The sequence below is a fragment of the uncultured Albimonas sp. genome (assembly GCF_963977235.1).
Taxonomy (GTDB): Bacteria; Pseudomonadota; Alphaproteobacteria; order Rhodobacterales; family Rhodobacteraceae; genus Albimonas.
Map to the genome: position 1 here is coordinate 26,660 of NZ_CAXBOD010000002.1, position 21,787 is coordinate 48,446.

Annotated in this window: 13 protein-coding genes; 8 read left to right on the top strand and 5 right to left on the bottom strand. The window is 74.0% G+C overall.

Annotation, left to right across the window (positions count from 1 at the left end; translation table 11 throughout):
- Window positions 1–7 precede the first annotated feature (7 nt).
- The 4 genes from AAC134_RS02470 to AAC134_RS02485 form a co-directional block, all read right to left on the bottom strand.
- A complete protein-coding gene (locus tag AAC134_RS02470; RefSeq protein WP_339947464.1) occupies window positions 8–1,246 on the bottom strand; it encodes an acyl-CoA dehydrogenase family protein in 1,239 nt (412 codons plus the stop codon).
- Complete coding sequence (locus tag AAC134_RS02475) at window positions 1,243–2,397, bottom strand: acyl-CoA dehydrogenase family protein (RefSeq protein WP_339947465.1); 1,155 nt, start codon at window positions 2,395–2,397, stop codon at window positions 1,243–1,245. The genes AAC134_RS02470 and AAC134_RS02475 overlap by 4 nt, the downstream gene beginning before the upstream one ends.
- A gap of 175 nt (window positions 2,398–2,572) precedes the next feature.
- Entirely contained in the window at window positions 2,573–3,793 is a 1,221-nt protein-coding gene (locus AAC134_RS02480; protein ID WP_339947466.1) for an aminopeptidase P family protein, read from the bottom strand.
- A 218-nt stretch (window positions 3,794–4,011) separates the two neighbouring features.
- Entirely contained in the window at window positions 4,012–4,413 is a 402-nt protein-coding gene (locus AAC134_RS02485) for a MarR family transcriptional regulator (protein WP_339947467.1), read from the bottom strand.
- Between the two features lie 132 nt (window positions 4,414–4,545).
- On the opposite strand from AAC134_RS02485, the gene AAC134_RS02490 reads away from it, so the two are divergent.
- The 8 genes from AAC134_RS02490 to AAC134_RS02525 all read left to right on the top strand — a co-directional run bounded on the left by AAC134_RS02490 (window position 4,546) and on the right by AAC134_RS02525 (window position 21,248).
- Window positions 4,546–5,715: an HPP family protein gene (locus tag AAC134_RS02490; protein ID WP_339947468.1), complete on the top strand. Its 1,170-nt coding sequence runs from the start codon at window positions 4,546–4,548 to the stop codon at window positions 5,713–5,715.
- A 243-nt stretch (window positions 5,716–5,958) separates the two neighbouring features.
- On the top strand, window positions 5,959–6,192 hold the full coding sequence (locus AAC134_RS02495) for a hypothetical protein (protein ID WP_339947469.1): 234 nt from the start codon (window positions 5,959–5,961) through the stop codon (window positions 6,190–6,192).
- 28 nt (window positions 6,193–6,220) lie between these two features.
- A complete protein-coding gene (locus AAC134_RS02500) occupies window positions 6,221–6,502 on the top strand; it encodes a DUF6522 family protein (RefSeq protein WP_339947470.1) in 282 nt (93 codons plus the stop codon).
- Window positions 6,503–6,855: 353 nt separating this feature from the next.
- Window positions 6,856–16,767: an autotransporter outer membrane beta-barrel domain-containing protein gene (locus tag AAC134_RS02505; protein ID WP_339947471.1), complete on the top strand. Its 9,912-nt coding sequence runs from the start codon at window positions 6,856–6,858 to the stop codon at window positions 16,765–16,767.
- Between the two features lie 79 nt (window positions 16,768–16,846).
- A complete protein-coding gene (locus AAC134_RS02510; RefSeq protein WP_339947472.1) occupies window positions 16,847–17,053 on the top strand; it encodes a hypothetical protein in 207 nt (68 codons plus the stop codon).
- 51 nt (window positions 17,054–17,104) lie between these two features.
- Window positions 17,105–18,760 carry an acetolactate synthase large subunit gene (locus AAC134_RS02515; protein ID WP_339947473.1) on the top strand — a complete coding sequence of 552 codons (1,656 nt, stop codon included), beginning with the start codon at window positions 17,105–17,107 and terminating at the stop codon, window positions 18,758–18,760.
- Window positions 18,761–19,077: 317 nt separating this feature from the next.
- A complete protein-coding gene (locus AAC134_RS02520; RefSeq protein ID WP_339947474.1) occupies window positions 19,078–19,698 on the top strand; it encodes a glutathione S-transferase family protein in 621 nt (206 codons plus the stop codon).
- A gap of 17 nt (window positions 19,699–19,715) precedes the next feature.
- Entirely contained in the window at window positions 19,716–21,248 is a 1,533-nt protein-coding gene (locus AAC134_RS02525) for a VOC family protein (protein WP_339947475.1), read from the top strand.
- A 144-nt stretch (window positions 21,249–21,392) separates the two neighbouring features.
- Here the strand turns inward: AAC134_RS02525 and AAC134_RS02530 are convergent, their stop codons facing one another.
- Entirely contained in the window at window positions 21,393–21,764 is a 372-nt protein-coding gene (locus AAC134_RS02530; RefSeq protein ID WP_339947476.1) for a YchJ family metal-binding protein, read from the bottom strand.
- Between the last annotated feature and the right edge of the window lie 23 nt (window positions 21,765–21,787).

Consider the following 21,787-nt stretch of genomic DNA (forward strand, 5'->3'; position numbering starts at 1 on the left):
GATGGGCTCAGGCGAGCGGCGGAGCGGCGTATCCGCTCTGCGCCAGCGCGCCGTCGGGCGCGGGCTCGCTGCGCCAGATCTGGCGCAGGTGCACCTCGTCGGGGCCGTCGGCGATGCGGAACATGCGGGCGTAGACGAACGCGTGGTGGATCGGCAGGTCGTCCGAGCCGCCCGCCGCCCCGAACACCTGGATCGCCCGGTCGGCGATCTGCTGGAGCATCCGCGGCACGCTCACCTTGACCATCGAGATCTCCCGCCAGGCCGCATCGAACCCGGCTTCGTCCAGGCGGGCGGCGGCGCGATGCACGAAATGGCGGTGCATCTCGACGTCGATCCGCGCCTCGGCGATCCAGCTCGCCACCGTGTCGAACTCGGCCAGCGCGCGCCCGAAGGCCCGACGCTCATGCGCGCGGCGCTTCATCAGGTCGATCAGCATTTCGGCCAGCCCGATGCAGCGCATGGCGTGGTGCAGCCGGGCGGGGCCGAGGCGGGTCTGCGCGGCGGCGAAACCGCGGCCCCGCTCGCCCAGCAGGTTGCCGGCGGGAACGCGGACGCCCTCGAACACGATCTCGCCGATGGGGGCGGCGCGGTCCTCCCATCCCAGGAAGCGCAGGGGGCGGACGACGCGGACGCCGGGCGTGTCGGCGGGGACCAGGATGCAGGAATGGCGGGCGGTGCGGGCGGCCTCTGGGTCGGAGACGCCCATCACGATATGGAAGTCCAGCTCCGGCGCGGCCCCGCCGGTGATGTACCACTTGCGCCCGTCGATCACCCACTCGTCGCCCTCGCGCCGGATCGTCGTGGCGATGTTGGTGGCGTCGGCGGAGGCCACCGCCGGCTCGGTCATCGCGAAGGCCGAAGTCGCGCGGCCCTCGAGCAGCGGATCGAGGAACCGCGCCCGCTGGGCCGGCGTCGCCAGCGCCGCCAGCATCACCATGTTGGGCAGGTCCGGCGCGTGGCAGTTGAACACCAGCGGCGCCCAGGGCAGGCGGCCGGTCAGCTCGGCGAGGGGGGCGAAGTCGAGATGCGAGAGCGGCGTGCCCTCCGCCCCCTCGGGCAGGGCGGTCAGTCCGAGGTTCCACAGGCCCTGCGCCCGCGCCTCGGCCCTCAGCTCCTCGATGAAGGAGGGCGGCGGGGCGCCCTCGGCCTGGCCGGCGGCCCACTCGGCCTGGCGGGGCAGGATGCGGGCCTCGAAGAACGCCTGCGCGCGGGCGAGGATCTGCGCGCCGCCGGCGGTCGCGGTCATCGCGCGGCCTCGCGCTCGAAGGTGCGTCTGGCGATATGCACCTGGTGGATCTGGCTGGTGCCTTCGTAGAGGCGGAACAGACGCGCGTCGCGGTAGAGCCGCTCGATGCACGAATAGTCGCCCACATAGCCCGAGCCGCCGAAGACCTGCACCGCGCGGTCCGCCACCCGCCCGGCGGCCTCGGAGGCCATCAGCTTGCAGATCGAGGCCTCCATGGTCACGTCCTCGCCCGCGTCGCGGCGGCGCGCGGTCTCCAGCACCAGGGCGCGGGCGGCGTGCACGTCGACCTGGCTGTCGGCGATCATCGCCTGAACCAGCTGGAACTCGGCGATGGGGCGGCCGAACTGGCGGCGCGCCATCGCGTGGCGGATCGACTCGTCCAGCATCCGGATCGCCGAGCCGGTGCACAACGCGGCCAGGTTGATGCGCTGCTTGTTTAGCGCCTTCATCACGGTGCCGAAGCCGCGCCCCTCCTCCCCCCCGATCAGGTTCTCGGCCGGGACCCGGCAGCCCTCGAAGACGATCTCGGAGACGGGCGAGCCCTCCTGCCCCATCTTGCGATAGGCCGGGCCGGGGGTCAGGCCGGGGGTCGAGCGTTCGACGATGAAGGCGCTCAGCCCCCGGGCGCCTTTCGAGCCGGGGTCGGTGCGCGCGATGACGGTGTAGAGGTCGGCGATCGGCGCGTTGGTGATGAAGGCCTTGCGCCCGTCGAGCACGTAGTGGTCGCCCTCGCGCCGGGCGAAGGTCGAGACGTTGGTCGCCTCGGACCCCGCCTCGGGCTCGGTCAGCGCGAGGCAGGAGGTCAGCTCGCCGCTCGCGAGCCGCGGAAGCCAGCGCGTCTTCTGCGCGGGCGTGCCGTCCTGGACCAGTCCCTCGGCGCCGATGCCGGTGTTGGTGCCGGCGCGGGCGCGGAAGGTGGTGGCGGCCTGGGCGATCTCGATGTTCATGCGGGCGAGCTGCTCGGTCGCAAGCCCCGCGCCGCCGTAGTCGGTGGGGATCGACCAGCCGAAAAAGCCGCGCGCGCGCATGTCCGCGACAAGCGCGGGCGGGATCTCGTCGTCGCGCGCGACCGTCTCCTCTGCGGGGATCGCGACCTCGCGCACCCACGCGCGCAGCTCGGCCAACGCCTGCTCGAAGGGTTCGTGGTCCACCGGAGTCCTCCCTGATTCCGACGGCAGGATAGCAATCGTTTCATTAAATGGAAATGAGATAAGGCCGTGTTCCGAATTTCGGATCGCGTCGGTGGTGGCGGTGGCGGTGGCGCGCGCCTCGCCGGCCAGCGGCGTCGCGGGGTCGGGGGCGGCGTGCGGCCCCCGACCGGAGGGATCAGGCGCCGATCACGTTCGCCTCGGGGCCATAGGGAAAGCCGGTGATGTTCTCGGCCCCGTCCGCGCCGACCACGAGGATGTCGTGCTCGCGGTAGCCCCCGGCGCCGGGGCGCCCCTCGGGGATCCACAGCATCGGCTCCATCGAGACGACCATGCCGGGCTCCAGCACCGTGTCCACGTCCTCGCGCAGCTCGAGCCCCGCCTCGCGGCCGTAGTGGTGGCTCAGGATGCCGAAGGAATGGCCGTAGCCGAAGGAGCGGAACTCGAGCAGCCCCGCCTCGGCGAGGAAGGCGTTGAGCCCCTCGCAGATCTGCGCGCAGGAGACGCCGGGCCGGATCAGCGACAGGCCCAGCTCGTGCGCCGCCGCGTTGGCGCGCCACAGGCGCAGGGTTTCGGCGTCTGGCTCGCCGAGGAACAGGGTCCGCTCGAGCGCGGTGTAGTAGCCCGAGATCATCGGGAAGGCGTTCAGGCTCAGCAGGTCGCCCCGACGCAGGGCGCGGGTGGTGACGGGGTTGTGAGCGCCGTCGGTGTTCAGGCCGGACTGGAACCACACCCAGGTGTCGCGCAGTTCGGAATCGGGATGGGCGCGGGCGATCTCCCGCTCCATCGCGTCGCGCCCGGCGATCGCCACGTCGATCTCGCGCGCGCCCTCCGCGATGGCCTCGCGGATCGCGGCGCCGCCGAGATCGGCGATGCGCGCGCCCTCGCGGATCAGGGCGATCTCCTCCTCGGACTTGATCATGCGGGCCTGCATGGCGGGTTCGGCCACGTCGGCGAGCCGGACGCCCGGCGCGGCCTCGGACAGCGCCTCGAGGGCGGCGAAGGTCAGGTGGTCGCGCTCGATCCCCACCTCGCGGGCGGCGCCCAGCAGGTCGGCCGCCGCGCGCCAGAAGTTCCCGCGCCGCCAGTCGGTGTAGATCACGTTCTCGCACCAGCTGCGCCGCCGGGGCTGGCCGCCGTCGATGTTGGCGCTCAGCGTCGTGCAGGCCTGCGCGGTGACCACGCAGCCGTAGGGCCGCCCGAACGCGCAGTAGAGGAACCCGGTGTAGTAGGCGATGTTGTGCATCGAGGTGAGCAGCACGGCCTCGAGGCCCCGGTCGGCCATGATCGCGCGCAGGCTTGCCAGGCGGCGGGCGTATTCGGCCTGCGAAAAGGGCAGGGGCGCGCGCGGGCCGTTGGGGCGCACGAAGCTTTCGGGACGGTTCTGAAGGACGGACATGGCGTCTACCTCATCCAGTCGCCGGACGGGGACGCGCCGCGCCCGACGGATCATCCGGGCGTGCAGGACAGGAGAGGCCGGGACGCGGGCGCCGCGGCTGCGCGCCGTGGGATCCGCGTCGACGCCATCGCCGCGGAGCGCGCCTGTCCCGGATAATCCCCCGCGACCCGGCGGGCAAGACCGGCGGCGCCCCCGCGGAAAGGCCCGGGGCCGCGGGCTCAGAGATCGCCGAGCAGGCCGATCAGCAGCGGTCGGATGCGGCGCAGCTCCTCGCGATGCGCCTCCGAGAGGGCCAGCAGCAGCGCCTCGGCCCGCTCGGTGGGGGCAAGCACCCGGCGGCGGCCGTCGCCCGCGTCGTCGCTCCGCCGCACCAGGCCCAGGGTCTCGAGCCGTGTGGCGAGCTCGCTGGCGCTGTGGTGGCGCAGCATCAGCGCGTCGGCCAGCTCGCCCACCGACAGGGCGCGGCCCTCGGCCGCCCGGATCGCCAGCAGCGCCTGGTGCTGCTGGGGCGTCAGGCCCTCGCCCGCGGCCGCGGCCTCGCTGAAATGGAGGAAGCCGCGCAGCTGCCGGCGGAAGGCGGCCAGCGTGCGGATGTCGGCGTCTGAGATCGGGTCGCTCATGCTCGGGTCCGCAGGGGTCGGGGGGCCGCCTGTGCCATCGGCGCCGGTCCGGGGCAAGCGCCGGCGTCTTGAGGTGCATCGTGATCCGATATAACTCCGCCGCAGCCGCCGGCCACAAGGGGGATGCGCGCCATGCGCGAGACGGAGGAGACGCGCCTGCGGGCCCTGCTGAGGGGGTTTGCGCCCGCCATCGGCGCGACGCCGCTGCACGAGGCGCTGCGCGCCGGGCTTGGCGCCTTCGCCGGGCTGCTGGCGGCGGGACTGCTGGCGCTGTCGCCGGCGGTTGACCTCACGCTGGGGCTGTATCTGGTGGCGCCGTTCGGGGCGACCTCGGTGCTGCTGTTCGCCGTGCCCAACAGCCCGCTGGCGCAGCCCTGGTCGGCGGTGGCGGGCAATGTTTCGGCGGCGGTCGCGGGGGTGGCGTGCTGCCTGCTGATCCCCGATCCGACGCTGCGCATCGCGGTGGCGGTGGGGGCGGCGATCGCGGTCATGGCCCTCCTGCGCGCGATGCACCCGCCCGGCGGCGCCGTGGCGATGACGGCGGCGATGAGCCCCGAGGCGATCCGCGAGCTGGGCTTTGGCTTCGCGCTGGCGCCGGTGGGGCTGGGGACGGTCCTGCTGGTCCTCGCGGCGATGCTCTACGGGCGGGCGACCGGCCGTCGCTACCCGTTCCGCCAGTTCGGCGAGGCGAACGCCCATGGCACCGCGGACGCGCCCGCCGCCGAGCGCCTGGGCCTGTCGGGCGACGAGCTGACCGCGATCCTGCACCGCTACCGCCAGTCGCTGAACCTCGGGGTCGAGGACCTGGCCCGCCTGATCGCCGCCGCCGAGATCCAGGCCGCCGGCCACCGCATCGGCCCGAGGACGGCCGAGCAGATCATGTCGCGCGACCTCGTCACGGTCGGCCCGGAGACGCCGCTGGAAACCGTCGCGGACCTCTTCGACCGGCACGGCTTCGCCTCGCTGCCGGTGGCCGCGGCGGACGGCGCGTTCCTGGGGGTGATCTTCCAGCTGCACCTGATCCGGCGCGCCGTCGCGGACCGGCTGCGCCTGGGGCGCGGCTTCCCCGCGGCGCTGTCGCGGCTGCTCGGCCGGGGCTGGCGGACGCCGGCGCGGGCGGGGGACGTGATGTCGGTCGCCGTGCCGCGCGCCACGACCTCGACCCCCGTGGCCGCGCTGCTGCCGATGCTGGCGGAGGGCGAGACCGACGCCGTCCCGATCCTGCATGGCGCTCGCCTGGTGGGCATCGTCACCCGCACCGATCTGGTCGCGGCGCTGGCCCGGGGGGCGTTGCGGGACTGAGGAGCGCTCGGTCCCGCTCGGCGTCCCGGGGGCTGGCGGTCTCGCGCGCGAGCGGCGGGAAGGCGTCGAGCCACTGTCGCTTCACGTTCGGCGGCCGCCGCCGGAGCGCAAGCTCCGCCGGCGAAAAAGACGCACTTAGGATTCGCCTTTCGGGCGCCATATCCGCCTCGACCGAAGGAGGCCCCGCAAGCCCCGGCGACCCCGCCCCGGGCGGCGTTCCCGGTCCTGTCGAAAGGATGCGCCATGCTTGCCGCCGTGTTCCTTGCCAAGATCGCCGGACTCGCCACCCTGCTGATCCTCGCCTGGTTCGTCGTGAAGATCGTCCGCGGCGGGCCGGCCGATCCCGCCGCCCCCGACGAGGGGTCGGTCTCCGACCCGATCGGCGCGACGATCCTGCGCGGCTTCACCTGGATGCTGACGATCGGCGTCGGCGCCGCCTTCGCGATCAGCTTCGTCGAGGTCCTCGACGCGCTGTGAGCCCACCTGTCCCGGAGGAGGACGCCCGATGACCCAGATTCCCGAGCGGCTGGAGCGTGACGCCGACGGCTTCGTCATCAAGGCCGAGCGTCTGGCCGCGCTCCTCCGCCTGCCTTCCGAGCAGGTGCGCGCCGAGATGCGCGACGGGCGCATCCTCACCCGCGTGGAGAGGGGCGAGGACGCGGACGCCGGCACCTGGCGTCTGACCTTCCAGCGCGGCGCCGACCGCGTACGCCTGGTGGTCGATGCCGAGGGCCGCGAACTGCGCCGCAGCCGCGTCTCCGCCTCGCCCCCGCCTCGGGCGAGCTGAGGGCGCGCCGGCGCCCGCGGATCGGTCCCTAGGGCGGCGCGCTGCGAAGACGCGGGGGGCTCGACTGAACGCGGGCAAGGTCTCGGGGCAGTCGCCAGACGTAATTTCATGTCGGAATGCAACCTGTGGAAGTCGAAGCCCTGCCGACTTCTTGCGCATTGCCGAATCGTCGACCGATCTGAACTGTATGCGCCAGGCGCATCTCGAGTATCCGGGGGGAGGTCGAGAGTCGGGAGGACGCGCGCAGGTCCGCCAGGGCAGGCGGGCGTTCAGGGCGAATGTGGGGAAAACAGCTGATGCGATCCAATCATCCGGGCGCCGGCCGCGGCGCGCAGGCGTCGTCGATTCGCAATATGCTGTTGGGGAGCTGCGCGGCCCCGGCGCTGGCGCTGGCCGGCGCGCCGGCGATGGCGCAGCAGTACGCGGAATACGCCTGCACCCCGATCAGCAGCGGCGGGGTCAGCTGCACCATTCCCGACACCGCCTCGATCTCTGGCTTCCAGGAGCTCTACACCGGGCCCGACGGCGACAACGATCCCTCGCCCGACGCGCCCGACGCCGCGGGCTATGCGCTGACCAACAACGCCACGATCAACCAGTCCGCCGGCCAGTTCGCCGTGCTCGGCGTCCGCTCGCGCGGGGGGCAGGGCAGCACGGAGCCTGACGACGCGGGCCAGAGCGGCGCTGGCGGCGCGGTGACGATCACCAACGCGGCCGGGGGCGTCGTCTCGGTCGGGGACCTGAGCTTCAACGCCGCGGCGGGCGACGGTCTTTCGGTCGGCCTTTGGGACGACGGCGGGGTGATCTACGGCCTCTACGCCGCCAGCATCGGCGGCAACGGCATCGACGCGCGGCCGCAGACCATCGGCGGCGGCGACGGCGGCAAGGGCGGCGGCGGCGGCGTGGCGACGGCGGTCAACCACGGTTTCGTGGAGGTCGCGCCCTTCGGCTCGGTCGCCGATGGCGCGAGCCGGGTCGGCGCGGTGGCGATGATGGCCACCAGCGCCTCGGGCAGCGGCGGCGATCGCGACGGCACCGACGGCGAGGACCCGCAGGGCGGCGGCGCCGGCGACGCCAAGGACGTCTACGCGACCAACACCGGCATCCTCCAGGTCTGCAGCCCGGCGGGGTGCGAGGGCCGGCCTTCGGGCGCCGCGCTCTCGACGCTGGCGGCGGGCATCTATGCCGAGAGCATCTCGGGCCACGGCGCCGACCCCACCTCCAGCGGCGGCAACGGGGGGCTGGTCAGCGTCACCAACTCCGGCGAGATCGACGTGGTGGTTCCGGTCGACCCCGGCGGGGCGGCCTGGGGCATCTACGCGGCCAGCCACGCGGGCTATGCGGCGATCGATTCCAGGTCGATCACCGTGCCTGGCGGGCCGGGCGGCAGCTCCAAGTTCGTCGCCGTCGACCACAGCGGCGCGATCACCCTCGACGCCGGGGACTTCGACGCCCCCGTCGCCGACCAGATCGAGCGGGTCTGCGCGGACGGCTCCACCTGCTTGGTGGACGAGACCCCGGCGCTGGCCAACCAGTCGGCGGGCATCCTGGCGGTGTCGCTGGGCGCCTGGGGGGGCGCGGGAAAGCTGGGCGTGGCCGGCGAGGACGGCGGCGACGGCGGCGACGCCAGCACCAATGCGGGCAGCTCGGCGCTGCAGACCACCACCGTTCGGCTTCGGGCCGGCTCGAGCGTCGAGGTGACCGGCGACAACGTGCTGGGCGTGGGCGTGCTGCTGCAGGGCGGCGGCGGCGGGCGCAGCGAGGCCAACGACACCTCCGGCGGCGACGGCGGCGACACGGCGGCGATCGACATCACCCTCGGCGCGGGCGGCGCGATCTCCACCGAGGGCGACGGCGGCATCGGCCTGATCGCCCGCACCAAGGGCGGCGCCGGCGGTCCGGCGAGCAATCCCAGCGGCATCGTCGACTTCTCCAACGACGCCGCCGGCCAGGGCGGCGACGCGGGCGACGTGTCCCTGTCCGGGTCCGCCTCGGGCGCCGAGCAGTTCACCATAACCACCCGCGGCGACCGCGCCATCGGTGTGGCGCTGCAGAGCCTGTCGGGCAGCGGCGGCGGCGGGTCCGAGGGCTATTCCATCATCTCGACCGGAGAGCTCGACGGCGGGCGCGGCGGCGCGGCCGGCCGGGTCAGCTTCACCAACTCGATCACCCTCGACACCGACGGGCGGGGCGCCCACGGCATGGTGCTGCAGTCCATCGCTGGCGGCGGGGGCGACCTGAGCGACCAGGGGGGCCTGATCGCGGTCGCAGGGTCCGGCGGCGCCGGCGAGCCCGGCGGCGCCGTCGAGTTCGCCGGCTACGACAGCCATATCTCCACGGCCGGCGACGCTTCGGCCGGGCTGGTGGCGCAGTCCATCGGGGGCGGGGGCGGCGACGTGGTCGGCAGCCTCGCGGGGGACGGCAACCAGGGGGCGTCCTTCGGGGTCTATTCGGTCGGCGGCCAGGGCGGCGACGGCGGCATGGGCGGCGCGGTGCTCGCGCAGCTCAACGCCGGGGCCTCGATCTACACCGGAGGCCGCTACGCCTACGGCGCGCTGTTGCAGTCGGTCGGCGGCGGCGGCGGCAACGGCGGCGACGTGTTCGCCCTCGCCTCGCGGCTGCCGGTGGTGGCGGTCGGCGGCGACGGATCGGTGGCGGGCAATGGCGGGGCGGTGACGTTCCGGTCCGGCAACGACGGCGGGGGGACGCAGACGCTCTCCACGGCGGGCGACAACGCGCACGGGCTGCTGGCCCAGTCGATCGGCGGCGGCGGCGGCGCGGGAGGCGACGCGCGGGCGGACGCCTTCGGGCTGGGCGCGCTGAGTGCGGTGGCCATGGCCGGCGGGGGCGACAGCGGCGGCGCCGGGGGCACGGTCACGGTCGACGCGACCAACCTCGCCATCGTCACGACGGGGATGCAGGCCAAGGGGCTGGTCGCCCATTCCATCGGCGGCGGCGGCGGGGCGGCCGGCTCGGCCAGCGCGGTGGACGTCAGCTTCGGGCTGGCCACCTCGGTCGGCATCGGCGGCCAGGGCGGCGACGGCGGCGCCGGCGGCACGGTCAACTTCAGCCTCGCGCGGACGACCATCGCCACCGGCGTGGCGGACGACCCCGACGCCTCGGTCAATGCCCACGGGCTGGTCGCCCAGTCCATCGGCGGCGGCGGCGGCGTGGGCGGCTCGGGCGCGGCGCTGTCCTATGCGGCGGACCTGCCGATCCCCGAGGCGGACGCCAACATCGCCATCGCCGGCGCCGCGGGCGTGGGCGGCCAGGGCGGCGGCGGCGGGGCGGGGGGCGAGGTCGATCTCACGCTCGGCGACGCCGTCGTCACCACCCACGGCTACGGCGCGCACGGCATCCTGGTCCATTCCGTGGGCGGGGGCGGCGGCGACGGCGGCGACGGGTCGTCGATGGCCGCGGCCTCGCTGCTGCTCGACAAGATCAAGGAGGCCATCGGCGGCGTCCTGCCCGACGACGGCGAGGGCGGCGAGGGCGGCGAGGAGGAGGCGGGCGGCGTCAGCATCAACGCCTCGGTCTCGGTCTCGGTCGGCGGCACGGGCGGCAATGGCGGCAACGGCGGGGCGGTCGACCTCTCCCTGAACGCGGGAACCCGGGTCGAGACTTTCGGCCCCAGCGCCAACGCGGTGGCGGGCCAGTCGATCGGCGGGGGCGGCGGCAACGGCGGCATCGCCTCGCCCAGCACCAAGAAGTTCGGCGAGGGCGCGGGCGTGGTGACCTCGATCGCCGTCGGCGGCAGAGGCGCCACGCTGGGGGCCTTCGGCGGCGCGCTGCGCGCCGAGCTCGCCGCGGACGCGATGCTGCTGACCCATGGCGAGGGCTCCCGCGGGCTGTTCCTGCAGACCATCGGCGGGGGCGGGGGAACCTCGCAGACCACCTCGGTGTCCTTCACCTCGAAGCTGACCGACGCAATCGTGGCCAAGCTCGGCGGGCTCAAGGCTCCGCGTCTGAAAGTGGGCGTGGGCATGACCGGGGGCGAGGGCGGCTCGGGCGGCGTGGTTCGCCAGGTCGACGTGGAAGGCGCCATCGCCACCTTCGGCGCCGACGCCGACGCCGTGCTGGTGCAGACCATCGGCGGCGGCGGCGGGCTCGGCGGCTCCTTCGGCGGCAACGGCGTCGAGGAGGAGAGCGGCGAGCGCACGCCGCTGGAATTCGGCCTCGAGCTGCAGGAGATCAAGGAGCAGATCGCCCGGCCCTGGGCGCTGAACGTCAATGTCGGAGGAACCGGCGGGACCGGCGGTCCGGGCGGCAACTTCGCCGTCGCCTCCACCGAGACCGACGACCTGAAGATGCCGACCGTCGCCGGTTCGATCCACACCCGCGGCGATTTCTCCGACGGGGTGGTGCTGCAGTCCATCGGCGGGGGCGGCGGCGCGGGCGGCGCGGCGGTTCCCCACGATTCCATCGGCGTTCTCGACCTGTCGATGCGCATCGGCGGAACCGGCGGGACCGGCGGGGTCGGGGGCGCCGTGGGGATCCGGCTGGAGGAGACCGCCAGCCTCGCCACCGACGGGTTCGGCGCGCATGGCGTGGTGCTGCAGTCCATCGGCGGCGGCGGCGGGATGGGCGGCTCGGGATCGCGGCTGATCGCCAACCTCGGCATCGACGCCGAGCCCGAGCAGCCGGCGCCCGAGAACGCCGACGGCGTCACCGGCGCGGTCCCGACCAACGAGAACGCGGGCTTCGATCTGCTGGACCCCGGCGAGCTCTACGGGGACGCGAACAACGCCCTCCCCGCCGCGGTGGTGCGGCTGGGCATCGGCTCGAGCGGGGCCGGGGGCGCCGGCGCCAACGCCGCGCGGGCCGAGGCCAACGGCGTGGCCGGGAACCGCATCCGCACCCAGGGCTTCAACGCCTTCGGGCTGAGCGTGCAGTCCATCGGCGGCGGCGGCGGCATGGGCGGCATCGGCACGGCGCCGCTGACCGCGGCCGAGGTCGGGCTCGAGACCCTCGACCCCGACGACCGCCAGGTCTTCGCCGACGACTTCAACGCGCTGTTCCGCGGCGCGCATCTCGACTTCATCGCCGGCGGCGACGGGGGGCGGGGCGGCGACGGCGGACCGGCGGTGGCGCAGGGCGTGTTCGACGTCGCCACGCTGGGCCCGCGCAGCCTCGGGCTGCTGGTGCAGTCGGTGGGCGGCGGCGGCGGGGCCGCGGGCATCGAGGGCGCGCGCCTGCTGCGCCAGGGCTCCGAGGGGACCAACGGCTCGGGCGGGCCGGCGCGCCTGACGCTCGACGCGGGCAGCGCGGTGTCGACCGCGGGCATCGGCTCGCACGGGGCGATCGTGCAGTCGGTGGCCGGCGGCGGCGGCGCGACCATGGCCTCGCTCGCCTATGGCTCGGCCGTGCGCCGGTTCGACGCCGACCTGCCGCCGACCGAGGCGCTGGGGCTGGCCTTTGACCTTGCTCTCGGCTCCGGCGGCGTCGCGGGCACGGGGCGGGCGGGGACTGTCACGCTCGACCTCAACGCGGCGATCTTCACGACCGGCGACTACGCCTACGGCGCCATCGCCCAGTCGATCGGCGCGGGCGGGGGCGTGGCGTCCCTGACCCCGGCCGAGATCGACCGCACGACCACCACCGCGGTCTCCTCGGGCAGTGTCACGCTGGGCACTGCCACCGGCTGCGCGGACCTCTCGGACTGCTCGGGCGCGGGCCTGATCGCGGCCACCGTCCGCGGCGGCGCGCAGATCACCACCACCGGCGCGGGATCCCGCGGCGTGGTGGTCCAGACGGTGCAGAGCGGCGGCGGCGTCGCCTCGGGGTTCGAGACGCTGCAGCGCCCCAGCGCGGGCGAGGGCGACGCGGTCTCGCTGTCGCTGCGGGTCGAGGGCGGGTTCCCGTTCCTGCACACCGACGACGTCTCGACCCTGACCCATTCGGGCGCCGTGACCACGCTGGGCGCGGACGCCGACGGCGTCGTGTTCCAGATGATCGGCGGCGGCGGCGGCGTGCTCGGCTCGGCCGGCGGCGGGGGCGCGACCCTGGAGGGCCAGGACATCGTGACCACGCGGGCGCCGGTGGAGGTCGTCGCCGACGCGGCGAGCTACGAGATGACCGTCTCGCTGGGCCACGCGGGCGCGGCCGGCGGGGCGCAGAACAACGATCTGCTGGCGACGCTGGGCGGCGAGATCACGACCTACGGCGACTTCGCCGAGGCCGCGATCGTGCAGTCGATCAGCGGCGGCGGCGGCGTGGCGGGCCTGTCGCATGACGCGACCTCGGCCGCCCAGGCCAATCTCTCGATCCGGGTCGGCGGCGACGGTGTCACCGACGGCGTCAACGCCCTCGCGCAGGACGTGGTCGACAACACATCGGTCAACCGGGACCTGGAGGACGACATCCCCGGCGGCGAGCTGACCGCCGCGATCTCGGGCGCGACCTACGCCACCGCGGGCTACGCCGCCAACGGCGTGGTCATCCAGCAGATCCAGGGCGGCGGCGGCGTCGCGGCCAGCGGCAGCCGCAGCCTGCGCGCGGTGAAGGAGACGCTGGGCAACGGCGACGAACGGCTCGGCCTGACCGTGGGCGGCAACTACGGCGGGACCGACGGCGGCGCCGCCATGACGGTGAGCGTGGGCGAGGGCTCGACCGTCGCCACCTCGGGCGCCGCGTCCCACGCGGTGCTGGCGCAGAACATCGTGGGCGGCGGCGGCCTCGGCGCCGTCGGCTCCTTCGTGCGGGATTCGAGCGGCGCGCTCGGCGACAACCTGATCGACGTGGCGGTGGGCGGGTCCAACACCACGGGCGTTTCCAACATCGAGATCTTCGACGCCGGCAAGCCGGACGAGGACGTCACGACGCCCGAGGTCGGCGACCTGACCCTGACCTTCGCCAACGCTTCGGTGGTCACCTCCGGCAACCTCTCGACCGGCGTGCTGGCGCAGTCCATCGCCGGCGGCGGCGGCGTGGCCGCGGCCCCCTCCGCCGGGCTGCGCAGCCTGTCGCTGGGCGCCACCGGCGGCCAGGCCGGCAACGGCGGCCTGGTCGAGTTCACGCTGGGCGGCGACGCGCAGAACCCGACCTCGGTCGCGACCTATGGCTTCGCCTCCCGCGCCTTCGTGATGCAGTCGATCTCGGGGGGCGGCGGGCTTTTCGCCGGCGCCTCGGCCGGCGAGGACTACACGGTCTCGGCCGCCCCGATCCGCCTTGGCGCGACCGGCTACTCCCAGGGGAAGGGGCGGCCGGTGAGCGGGACCTTCGCGGCCGCGGCGGCCACCTCGGGCGACTTCGCCGACGGCGTGGCGATCCAGTCGATCGGCGGCGGCGGCGGCATCGCCGACATCGCCGCCGCCGGGCGCGCGCCGGCGGGCGTGGACCTGGCGCTCGGCCAGACCCTGGGGCAGGGGAACGCCGGCGGCGTGCAGGCGACACCGGCCGCGACCGGCCAGGCCACCGGCATCGACACCGCCGGCGTCGGCGCCTACGGGCTGGTGGTCCAGTCCATCGGCGGGGGCGGCGGCATCGCCAGCCACCAGGCGGCGGCGGCCTCGACGACCCTGACGCTCGGGGCCGCCTCCTCCACCGGGCCGCAGAACGCCGACCTCGCCGCGATCCGCTTCAACCTCGTCAGCTTGCGGCCTCTGGTCGCCGACAGCATCGACCACGTGATCACGCGCGGCGACGACGCGCACGCCATCGTCGCCCAGTCGATCGGCGGCGGCGGCGGCATCGCCCGCACCCTGGGCGCGGGGGACGCGGGCGAGGCCGTGCTGACGCTGGGCGGCAACGCCCAGGGCCAGGAAGCCAGGGGCGGCGCCGCGGTGGTCGAGACCTTCGCCCGCGTGCTCACCGGCGGCGACCGGGCCGTCGGCATCGTCGCCCAATCGATCGGCGGCGGCGGCGGCATCGCGTCGGCGGGCGACATCGCAGGCGTCAGGAGCGCGTCGCTGGGAGCCAACGCCGAGGGCGACGGCTCGCTCGACGCAAACGACGTGCTGGTGGAGATCGTCACCGACGGCGCCTGCGCCGCCGACTCCCTGGACAAGTGCAGCGGCACCGTGGGCGAGGGCGCGCATGGCATCGTCGCACAGTCCATCGGCGGCGGCGGCGGCATGGCCGGCGACATCTCGCTGGCCGACGGCATCCGGCTGGAGACCTACGACCCCGCCTCCTTCGCCGACGTGTTCGGCGGCAGGAACGGGCGCGGCGCCTCGGGCGAGGTCGACGTCGAGATCGGCACGATCCTGACCACGCAGGGCGCCGGCGCCTACGGCGTCATCGCCCAGTCCATCGCCGGCGGCGGCGGGCTGGCGGGCTTCGGCCAGGCCGCCTATGCCGGCAGGTCCGGCGGCGGCGACCCCGACCGGAACAAGGCCGGCAAGGTCTCGGTCGACGTCTACAAGGGCGGGGGGGTCATCGCGTCGGGCGAGAACTCGGCCGGGATCTTCGTCCAGAGCCTGGGCGACGACATCGCCACCCAGAGCCTCGACATCTACATCGAAGGCACGGTGGCCGGGGGAACCGGCGAGTTCGGCGTGGGCCTGCTGGCCCATGGCGGCAACGCCTCGAACCGGCTGGAGCTGACCAGGACGGGCGTGCTGACCGCCGCCTCGGGGACCGCGATCCGCTACCAGGGGGCGACGAGCGACGCCGACAGCCGCTTCACGCTGGTCAACGACGGCGTCATCGACGGCTCGGTCGAGGCGACCTACGCCAACGGCGAGGCGTATTTCTCGGCCGAGGGCTCGACCCTGTCGCGGGTCGCGGCCCCGACCGCCGCCGCCGCGTCCGCGGGCCGGCTCAGCGCGCCGGCGGCGCGGCTGATCAACCGGCGCGGGGGCCTTGCCACCGGCGCGCGGGTCTACGAGGCCGACGTGACCAACCGCGGCACGATGCAGGTCGGCGAGACGGACGGCTTCAGCCGTCTGGCCATCGCCGGCCACCTCGAGCAGGGCGCGCGGGGCGTGATCCTGGCCGACATCAAGCCGCTCGCGGGGAAGGGCGACGTGCTCGCGGTGGCGGGCGACGCGCGGCTAGACGGCAAGCTCCTGGTCGCGTTCGACGCGCTGACCGGGGGGGCGGAGCACCGCGTCCTCGAGGTCGAGGGCGAGGTGACCGGCCGCTTCGAGCGCGTGGCCTCGAACCTGTTCACCTTCGCGCAGAGCGTGGACGCCGAGGGTCTGGTCCTGCGCGCGGACCGGGCGCGGATCGCCGGCCGCGACGGGCTCGGCGAGGCCGAGATCGCCGCCGCCCGCTACCTCGAGCGGCTGTTCGTGGCCGGCGACGAAAGCTTCGGGCGGTTCTTCGGCAAGCTCGACGCCGCCGCGGGCGCGGGCGCGCTGGGGCCGGTGCTGACCGGGATGACGCTGGGCGCCTCGCTCGCCGGCGAGGCCGCGACGTTCGAGCTCGCCCGCGACCGCTTCGACGCGCTGCTGGGCTGCGACGCGCCGGGGTCGCGCACGGTGGGCGACGGGCAGAGCTGCCTGCGGATGCTGGCCTCGAGCCGCAGCCTCGAGCAGGACGCCGACGGCGGCGCGGCGGGCTACCAGGGCGAGGTCCAAACCACCGGCTTGGCGGCCGAGCGGCGGATCTCGCCCCAGTGGTCGCTCAGCGGCGCGGTGGGCTATGAGCGCACCAACCTCGGCTCGGGCGTCGGGCGCGGCTCGGTCGACGGCGGGGCGGGCTTCCTCGGCCTTGCGGCGACGCGGGAGCTGGGGGGCTTCGCGTTCAGCGCCGGGGCGATGCTGGGCTATGCGGAGTTCGACACCGACCGCGTCGCCGGCCCGTTCTCGCCCGGCGCGGCCAAGGCCGAGCATTCGGCGCTGAGCCTCGGCGGGCGGTTGCGCGCGGCCTGGACGCAGGACTTCGGCGGCGGCTACCTGCGCCCGACGCTCGACCTCGACCTGATCCACGTCAGCGCCGAGGGCTACACCGAGACCGGCGCCCGCCGGCAGTCCCTGCGGGTGGCGGGAAGCGAGGCCACGGCCTTGGTGGTCACGCCCTCGCTCGAGGCCGGGGCGACGCAGGCGCTCGACGAGGGGCTGGGCCTGCGCGCCTGGGCGCGGGTGGGCGCGAGCCTGTCCTCGCTCGACGCCTACGACGCCACGGCGCGCTTCGCCACGGACCTGACGGGGGTCACCAGCTTTTCGAACGGCGTGGCGACCGCGCAGGCGGTGGGCCGGATCGGCGCCGGGGTGTCGCTGCTCAACGGCGACACGCTCGACGTCGGCCTGCGCTACGAGGGCGCCTTCGCCGACGGCTACTCGGGCCACACCGGCTCGATCAACATCGCGGTCCGCTTCTGACCGCCGGCCCGCCCCGCCCTCGATGGCGGGGCGGGCCGGATCGCCGACGTCCGTTGGCGAGACTCTCCGCCTGCCCGCGATGGCGATCTCCCTCGTCGACATGCCGCTCGGCGGCAACGGCACGATCAAGGCCGAGACCGGCGCCATCGCCCGAACCTCTCCGGCGAGCCCCGGGCGGAGCCTCACGCCGTCGGTCGCGCATGGCCCCGCGTTCCGCGCCGCGACCGTCAATCCAACGGTCGCGACCGCGCGGGCGGCTGGCGGAGACGCCGCCGTCGGGCGATGATGGCGAACGGGCGCCCGGTCGCGGCCGCCCGCCCGAACAAGGAGTCAGACCATGCCCAAGGGCTCGGACCTGTTTGTCGCCGCCCTGGAGAACGAGGGCGTGGAGCGCGTCTTCGGCGTGCCCGGCGAAGAGAACCTCGATCTGCTGGAGTCGCTGCGGAACTCGACCATCCAACTGGTGCTGACGCGGCACGAACAGGCCGCCGCGTTCATGGCCGCGACGCACGGGCGGCTTACCGGCAAGCCGGGCGTCTGCCTCGCGACGCTCGGTCCGGGGGCGCTCAATCTCGCGACCGGCGCGGCCTATGCGCATCTCGGCGCGATGCCGATGATCCTGATCACCGGCCAGAAGCCGGTGATGAGCGCCAAGCAGGCGCGCTTCCAGATCGTCGACATCGTCGCCTCGATGAAGCCGCTGACCAAGATGACGCGCCAGATCCTGGGCGCCGCCGGCATCCCCGCGACCGTGCGCGACGCCTTCAGGGTGGCGATGGAGGAACGTCCGGGCCCGGTGCATCTGGAGCTGCCCGAGGACGTCGCGGCCGAGGAGGTCGGGGCCGCCCCGGTCATCCCGCGCCACGCGCTCGAGCGTCCGGTCGCCGGCGCCGCCGCGCTCGAGCGCGCGGTCGAGACGATCCTTTCCGCCCGCCGGCCGCTGGTGATGATCGGCGCGGCGGGCAACCGGCCTTCGCTGGTCGAGCCGCTGTCGGCCTTCGTGGCGCGCACCCGGCTGCCGTTCTTCAACACGCAGATGGGCAAGGGCGCGGTCACCGGCGGCTCGAACCTCTACATGGGGACCGCCGCGCTTTCGGAGGGCGACTATGTCCATGAGGCCGTCGAGCGCGCCGACCTGATCCTCGCCATCGGCCACGACACCATCGAGAAGCCGCCCTTCCTGATGAAGAGCGCGGGGGGGCCGAAGGTCATCCATCTCGGCTACCAGTCGGCCACCGTCGAGCAGGTCTACCACCCCGATCTCGAGGTGATCGGCGACATCGGCGCCTCGGTCGAGGCGCTGGGCGCGCGGCTGGAGGGGCGGCTGTCGCCGGACGACGGCATGTTCGACCTGCGGGGCCGGATTCTCGCCCATCTCAACGACCGCGCCGAGGAGGACCGCTTCCCGGTCACCCCGCAGCGCCTGGTCCACGATGTCCGCAAGGTGATGCCCGAGGACGGGATCGTCTGTCTCGACAACGGCATGTACAAGATCTGGTTCGCGCGCAACTACCGCACCCATGTCGCCAACACGCTGCTGCTCGACAACGCCCTCGCCACGATGGGGGCGGGGCTGCCCTCGGCGATGATGGCCGCGATGCTGCACCGCGACCGGCGCGTGATGGCGGTCTGCGGCGACGGCGGCTTCATGATGAACTCGCAGGAGATGGAGACGGCGGTGCGGCTGGGCCTGAACCTCGTCGTGGTCGTGCTCAACGACGGCGCCTACGGCATGATCCGCTGGAAGCAGGCGGTGGACGGGTTCGAGGATTTCGGCATGCGCTTCGGCAACCCCGATTTCGTGCGCTATGCCGAGGCCTACGGGGCGAAGGGATCGCGCGTGGGCGCGGTGGAGGATCTCGCGCCGACGCTCGAGGCGGCCTTCGCCGGCGGCGGGGTCCACCTGGTCGACGTGCCGATCGACTATTCCGAGAACACCCGCGTGCTGGTCGACGAATTGCGCAATCGCTCGCCCGGCGTCGAATGCGCATGACCGGAGCGGCGGCGCGAGGCGACTGACCTCCCCGCGCACCCGGCCGCAGGATCGGCCCCCTCGCCGCAAGGCCCGCGCCGCCGGCGCCCCCGAAACCGGTCAAGTCAGGGGGCGAGGGCGAGCGCGCGGTCTCGTCGGCGGAAATGACCCGCACCCGGCTGGCGGACCCGCGCCCGTCGGGAGGCGGAGGAGGGTCAATGGGCGCAGGCAGACCCCGCGACCGGGGCGCCTGTCGGCGCGCCCTCCGCCCCCCGCTGTCGTTTCGAGCCGGCGTCGCGCCGCCGCGACCCTCCTGAGCGGAACATCGGAGCGCAATGATGCCCACCCTCTACTACGCCGTCGGCGCCTGCTCGCTGGCCCCCCATATCGTGCTGGAATGGATCGGCGAGCCCTACGAGGCGGTGCGGGTCGACTACGGCTCGCCCGAGCTTCTGGCGGTGAACCCGGCCGGCGCCGTGCCGACCCTGCGCGAAGACGACGGCTGGCTGCTGTCCCAATGCGGGGCCATCCTCGACTACCTGGCCCACAAGCACCCTCAAGCCGGGCTCGCGGGCGGGGACAGCCTGCGCGCGAAGGCCGAGGCGCATCGCTGGTCGGCGTTCTTCACCTCGGACGTTCACGCGTCCTTCTGGCCGATCTTCATGCCGTTCCGCTACACGACCGACAAGGGCGCGCCAGCGCGCGAGGCGGTGGTCGAGGCGGGCCACAGGCTGGCGCGCCGGCAGTTCGACCACCTCGAGCGTCATCTCGCGGGACGCGAGCATATCCTCGAGGGCGGGCGCTCGGTGATCGACGCCTACGCCTTCCCGATGCTCGGGTGGGCGAAGAAGCTGTTGCCGGGCGGCCTGGCCGACTATCCCAATGCGCAGGCGCTGCATGAGCGGCTGGCCGCCGATCCGGCCGTCCGCAGGGTGCTCGCGCGCGAAACGGGCGAATGATCTCCGAGGATCAAGGCATGACGAGCGGAATTCACCACGTTACCGGCATCACCGCCGACGTTCAGGCGAACGTCGACTTCTATGCCGGTTTCCTGGGCTTGCGGCTCGTCAAGCAGACAGGCGGTTTCGCGGATGCCGAGCAGCTGCATCTCGTCTACGGAGACGGGCTCGGCAGCCCCGGCTCGCTGTTGACCTTCCTCGTCTGGGAGACGGCGGGCCGGGGGCGCACCGGGATCGGGCAGGTCTCGGAAGTGGCGCTCGCCGTGCCGCCGGCCTCGCTTGGCGACTGGCTGACCCGGGCGCTCGCCGCCGGCATCCGCACCGAGAGCCCCTCGCGGGAGTTCGGGGAGCCGGTCCTCCGCCTGAAGGATCCCGACGGGTTGATCGTGAAGCTGGCGGGGGTGGACATGCCCATCCCCGCGCCTCGGGCGAACGCCCCCACCCGGCTGCGAGGCGTCACCCTGCTGACCGACATGGGCGAGGAGACTTCCCGCTTCCTGACCCGGTTCGGCTACAGGCCGGGCGCGCGCGAGGGCGCGACGCAGCGCATGGCGTCCGACACCGACATCGTGGACGTGAGGGAGGCGTCGGGGTTCGTGCCCTCGGTCCCCGGCGCCGGCGTGCCCGACCACGTGGCCTTCAGGGCGCGGGACGCCGAGGCGGTCCGCGCGATGCGGATCTCGCTGAAGGACCACGGGCCGACAGAGGTCCACGACCGCAAGTATTTCCTGTCGCTCTATGTCCGCGATCCCGCCGGCCTGCTTCTGGAATATGCCACCGACGGGCCCGGGATGACCGTTGACGAAGCGCCCGACGCCCTCGGACGGACACTGTTCACGCCCCCCCGCGAGGCCGAGCGCGCCGAGGACCTCAAGGCGATGCTGCCCCAGTTCGCGCTGCCCGGAGAGGAGCGGTTCCCCGTCCGCGCGCTTCCCTTCGTCCACCGCTTCAACCGGCCCGAGACCCCGGATGGCGCGACCCTCGTGCTGCTGCACGGCACGGGCGGCGACGAGGCCGACCTGATGCCGATCGCGCGTCGCATCGCGCCGCGCTCGACGCTGCTCGGGGTGCGGGGGCGGGCCACCGAAGAGGGCTCCAACCGCTGGTTCCGCCGGGTCGCGGCAGACAGGTTCGATCAGGCCGACATCCGTGACGAGGCCGAGGCGTTCGCGGCGTTCGTCGAAGGCGCGAGGACCGGCTACGGGCTCGATCCGGACCGGCTCGTCTTCCTGGGCTATTCCAATGGCGCGAGCATGCTGGCGGCCGTCATCCAGCTCCATCCCGGCCTCGTGCGCCGGGCAATCCTGCTGCGCGGCGTCCAGCCGCTCGAGACCGCGCCGAGGGTCGACCTGTCCGGGACCCGCGTGCTGGCGCTCGAGGGCCGCGACGACCCCCTTGCGCGGGACGCCGCGGGCCTGACGGAGGCGCTTCTCGCGGGCGGAGCGGACGTCGAGCTTCAGTCGCTCCCAGCCAGCCATGACCTGACGCCCGCGGACGTCGCGGCCTCATCCCGATGGATCCAGCAGAATCTCACGGTGTCCGGGCCCTGACGGACGCCGCAGGCCACGGTCCCCCACATCCATGCCCGCCTGCGCCTGGCCTCGCCCCGGGGTGGCGTTCGGCGCTTGAGCCCCTCGGAGGGCGCCGGGCTCGATTCGCCGCCCCCCGCGCGAAGCCGCGCGGGGGGCTTCGCCTCACTCCGGATCGCCGTCGACGTAGACCCAGCCCGGCCCCTCGCGGCGAAAGCGGCTGGTTTCAGTCAGGCGGCCCTTCCGGGAGCCCTTGCGCCAGGTCGCGGTGAAACGGACCTGCGCGGTGTCCGGCCCGGTGGCCTCGCGGCGCAGGATCGCAAGGCCGGTCCAGACCTGCGCAGGATCCAGGGCCAGGGTCGAGGGGCGCGTCTCCACGGCCCAGCTCCGGCGAAGATAGGCTTCGTCGCCGCGGCTGAAGGCGCAGTATCTGGAGCGCATCAGCTCCTCGGCGTCGCGCGCCGGGGCGCCCAGGTGCAGCCGGCCGCAGCACCCCGCATAGGTCTTCCCGCTTCCGCACTCGCACGGATGAAACATGCGCATCCCTCCTGCGTTCGACG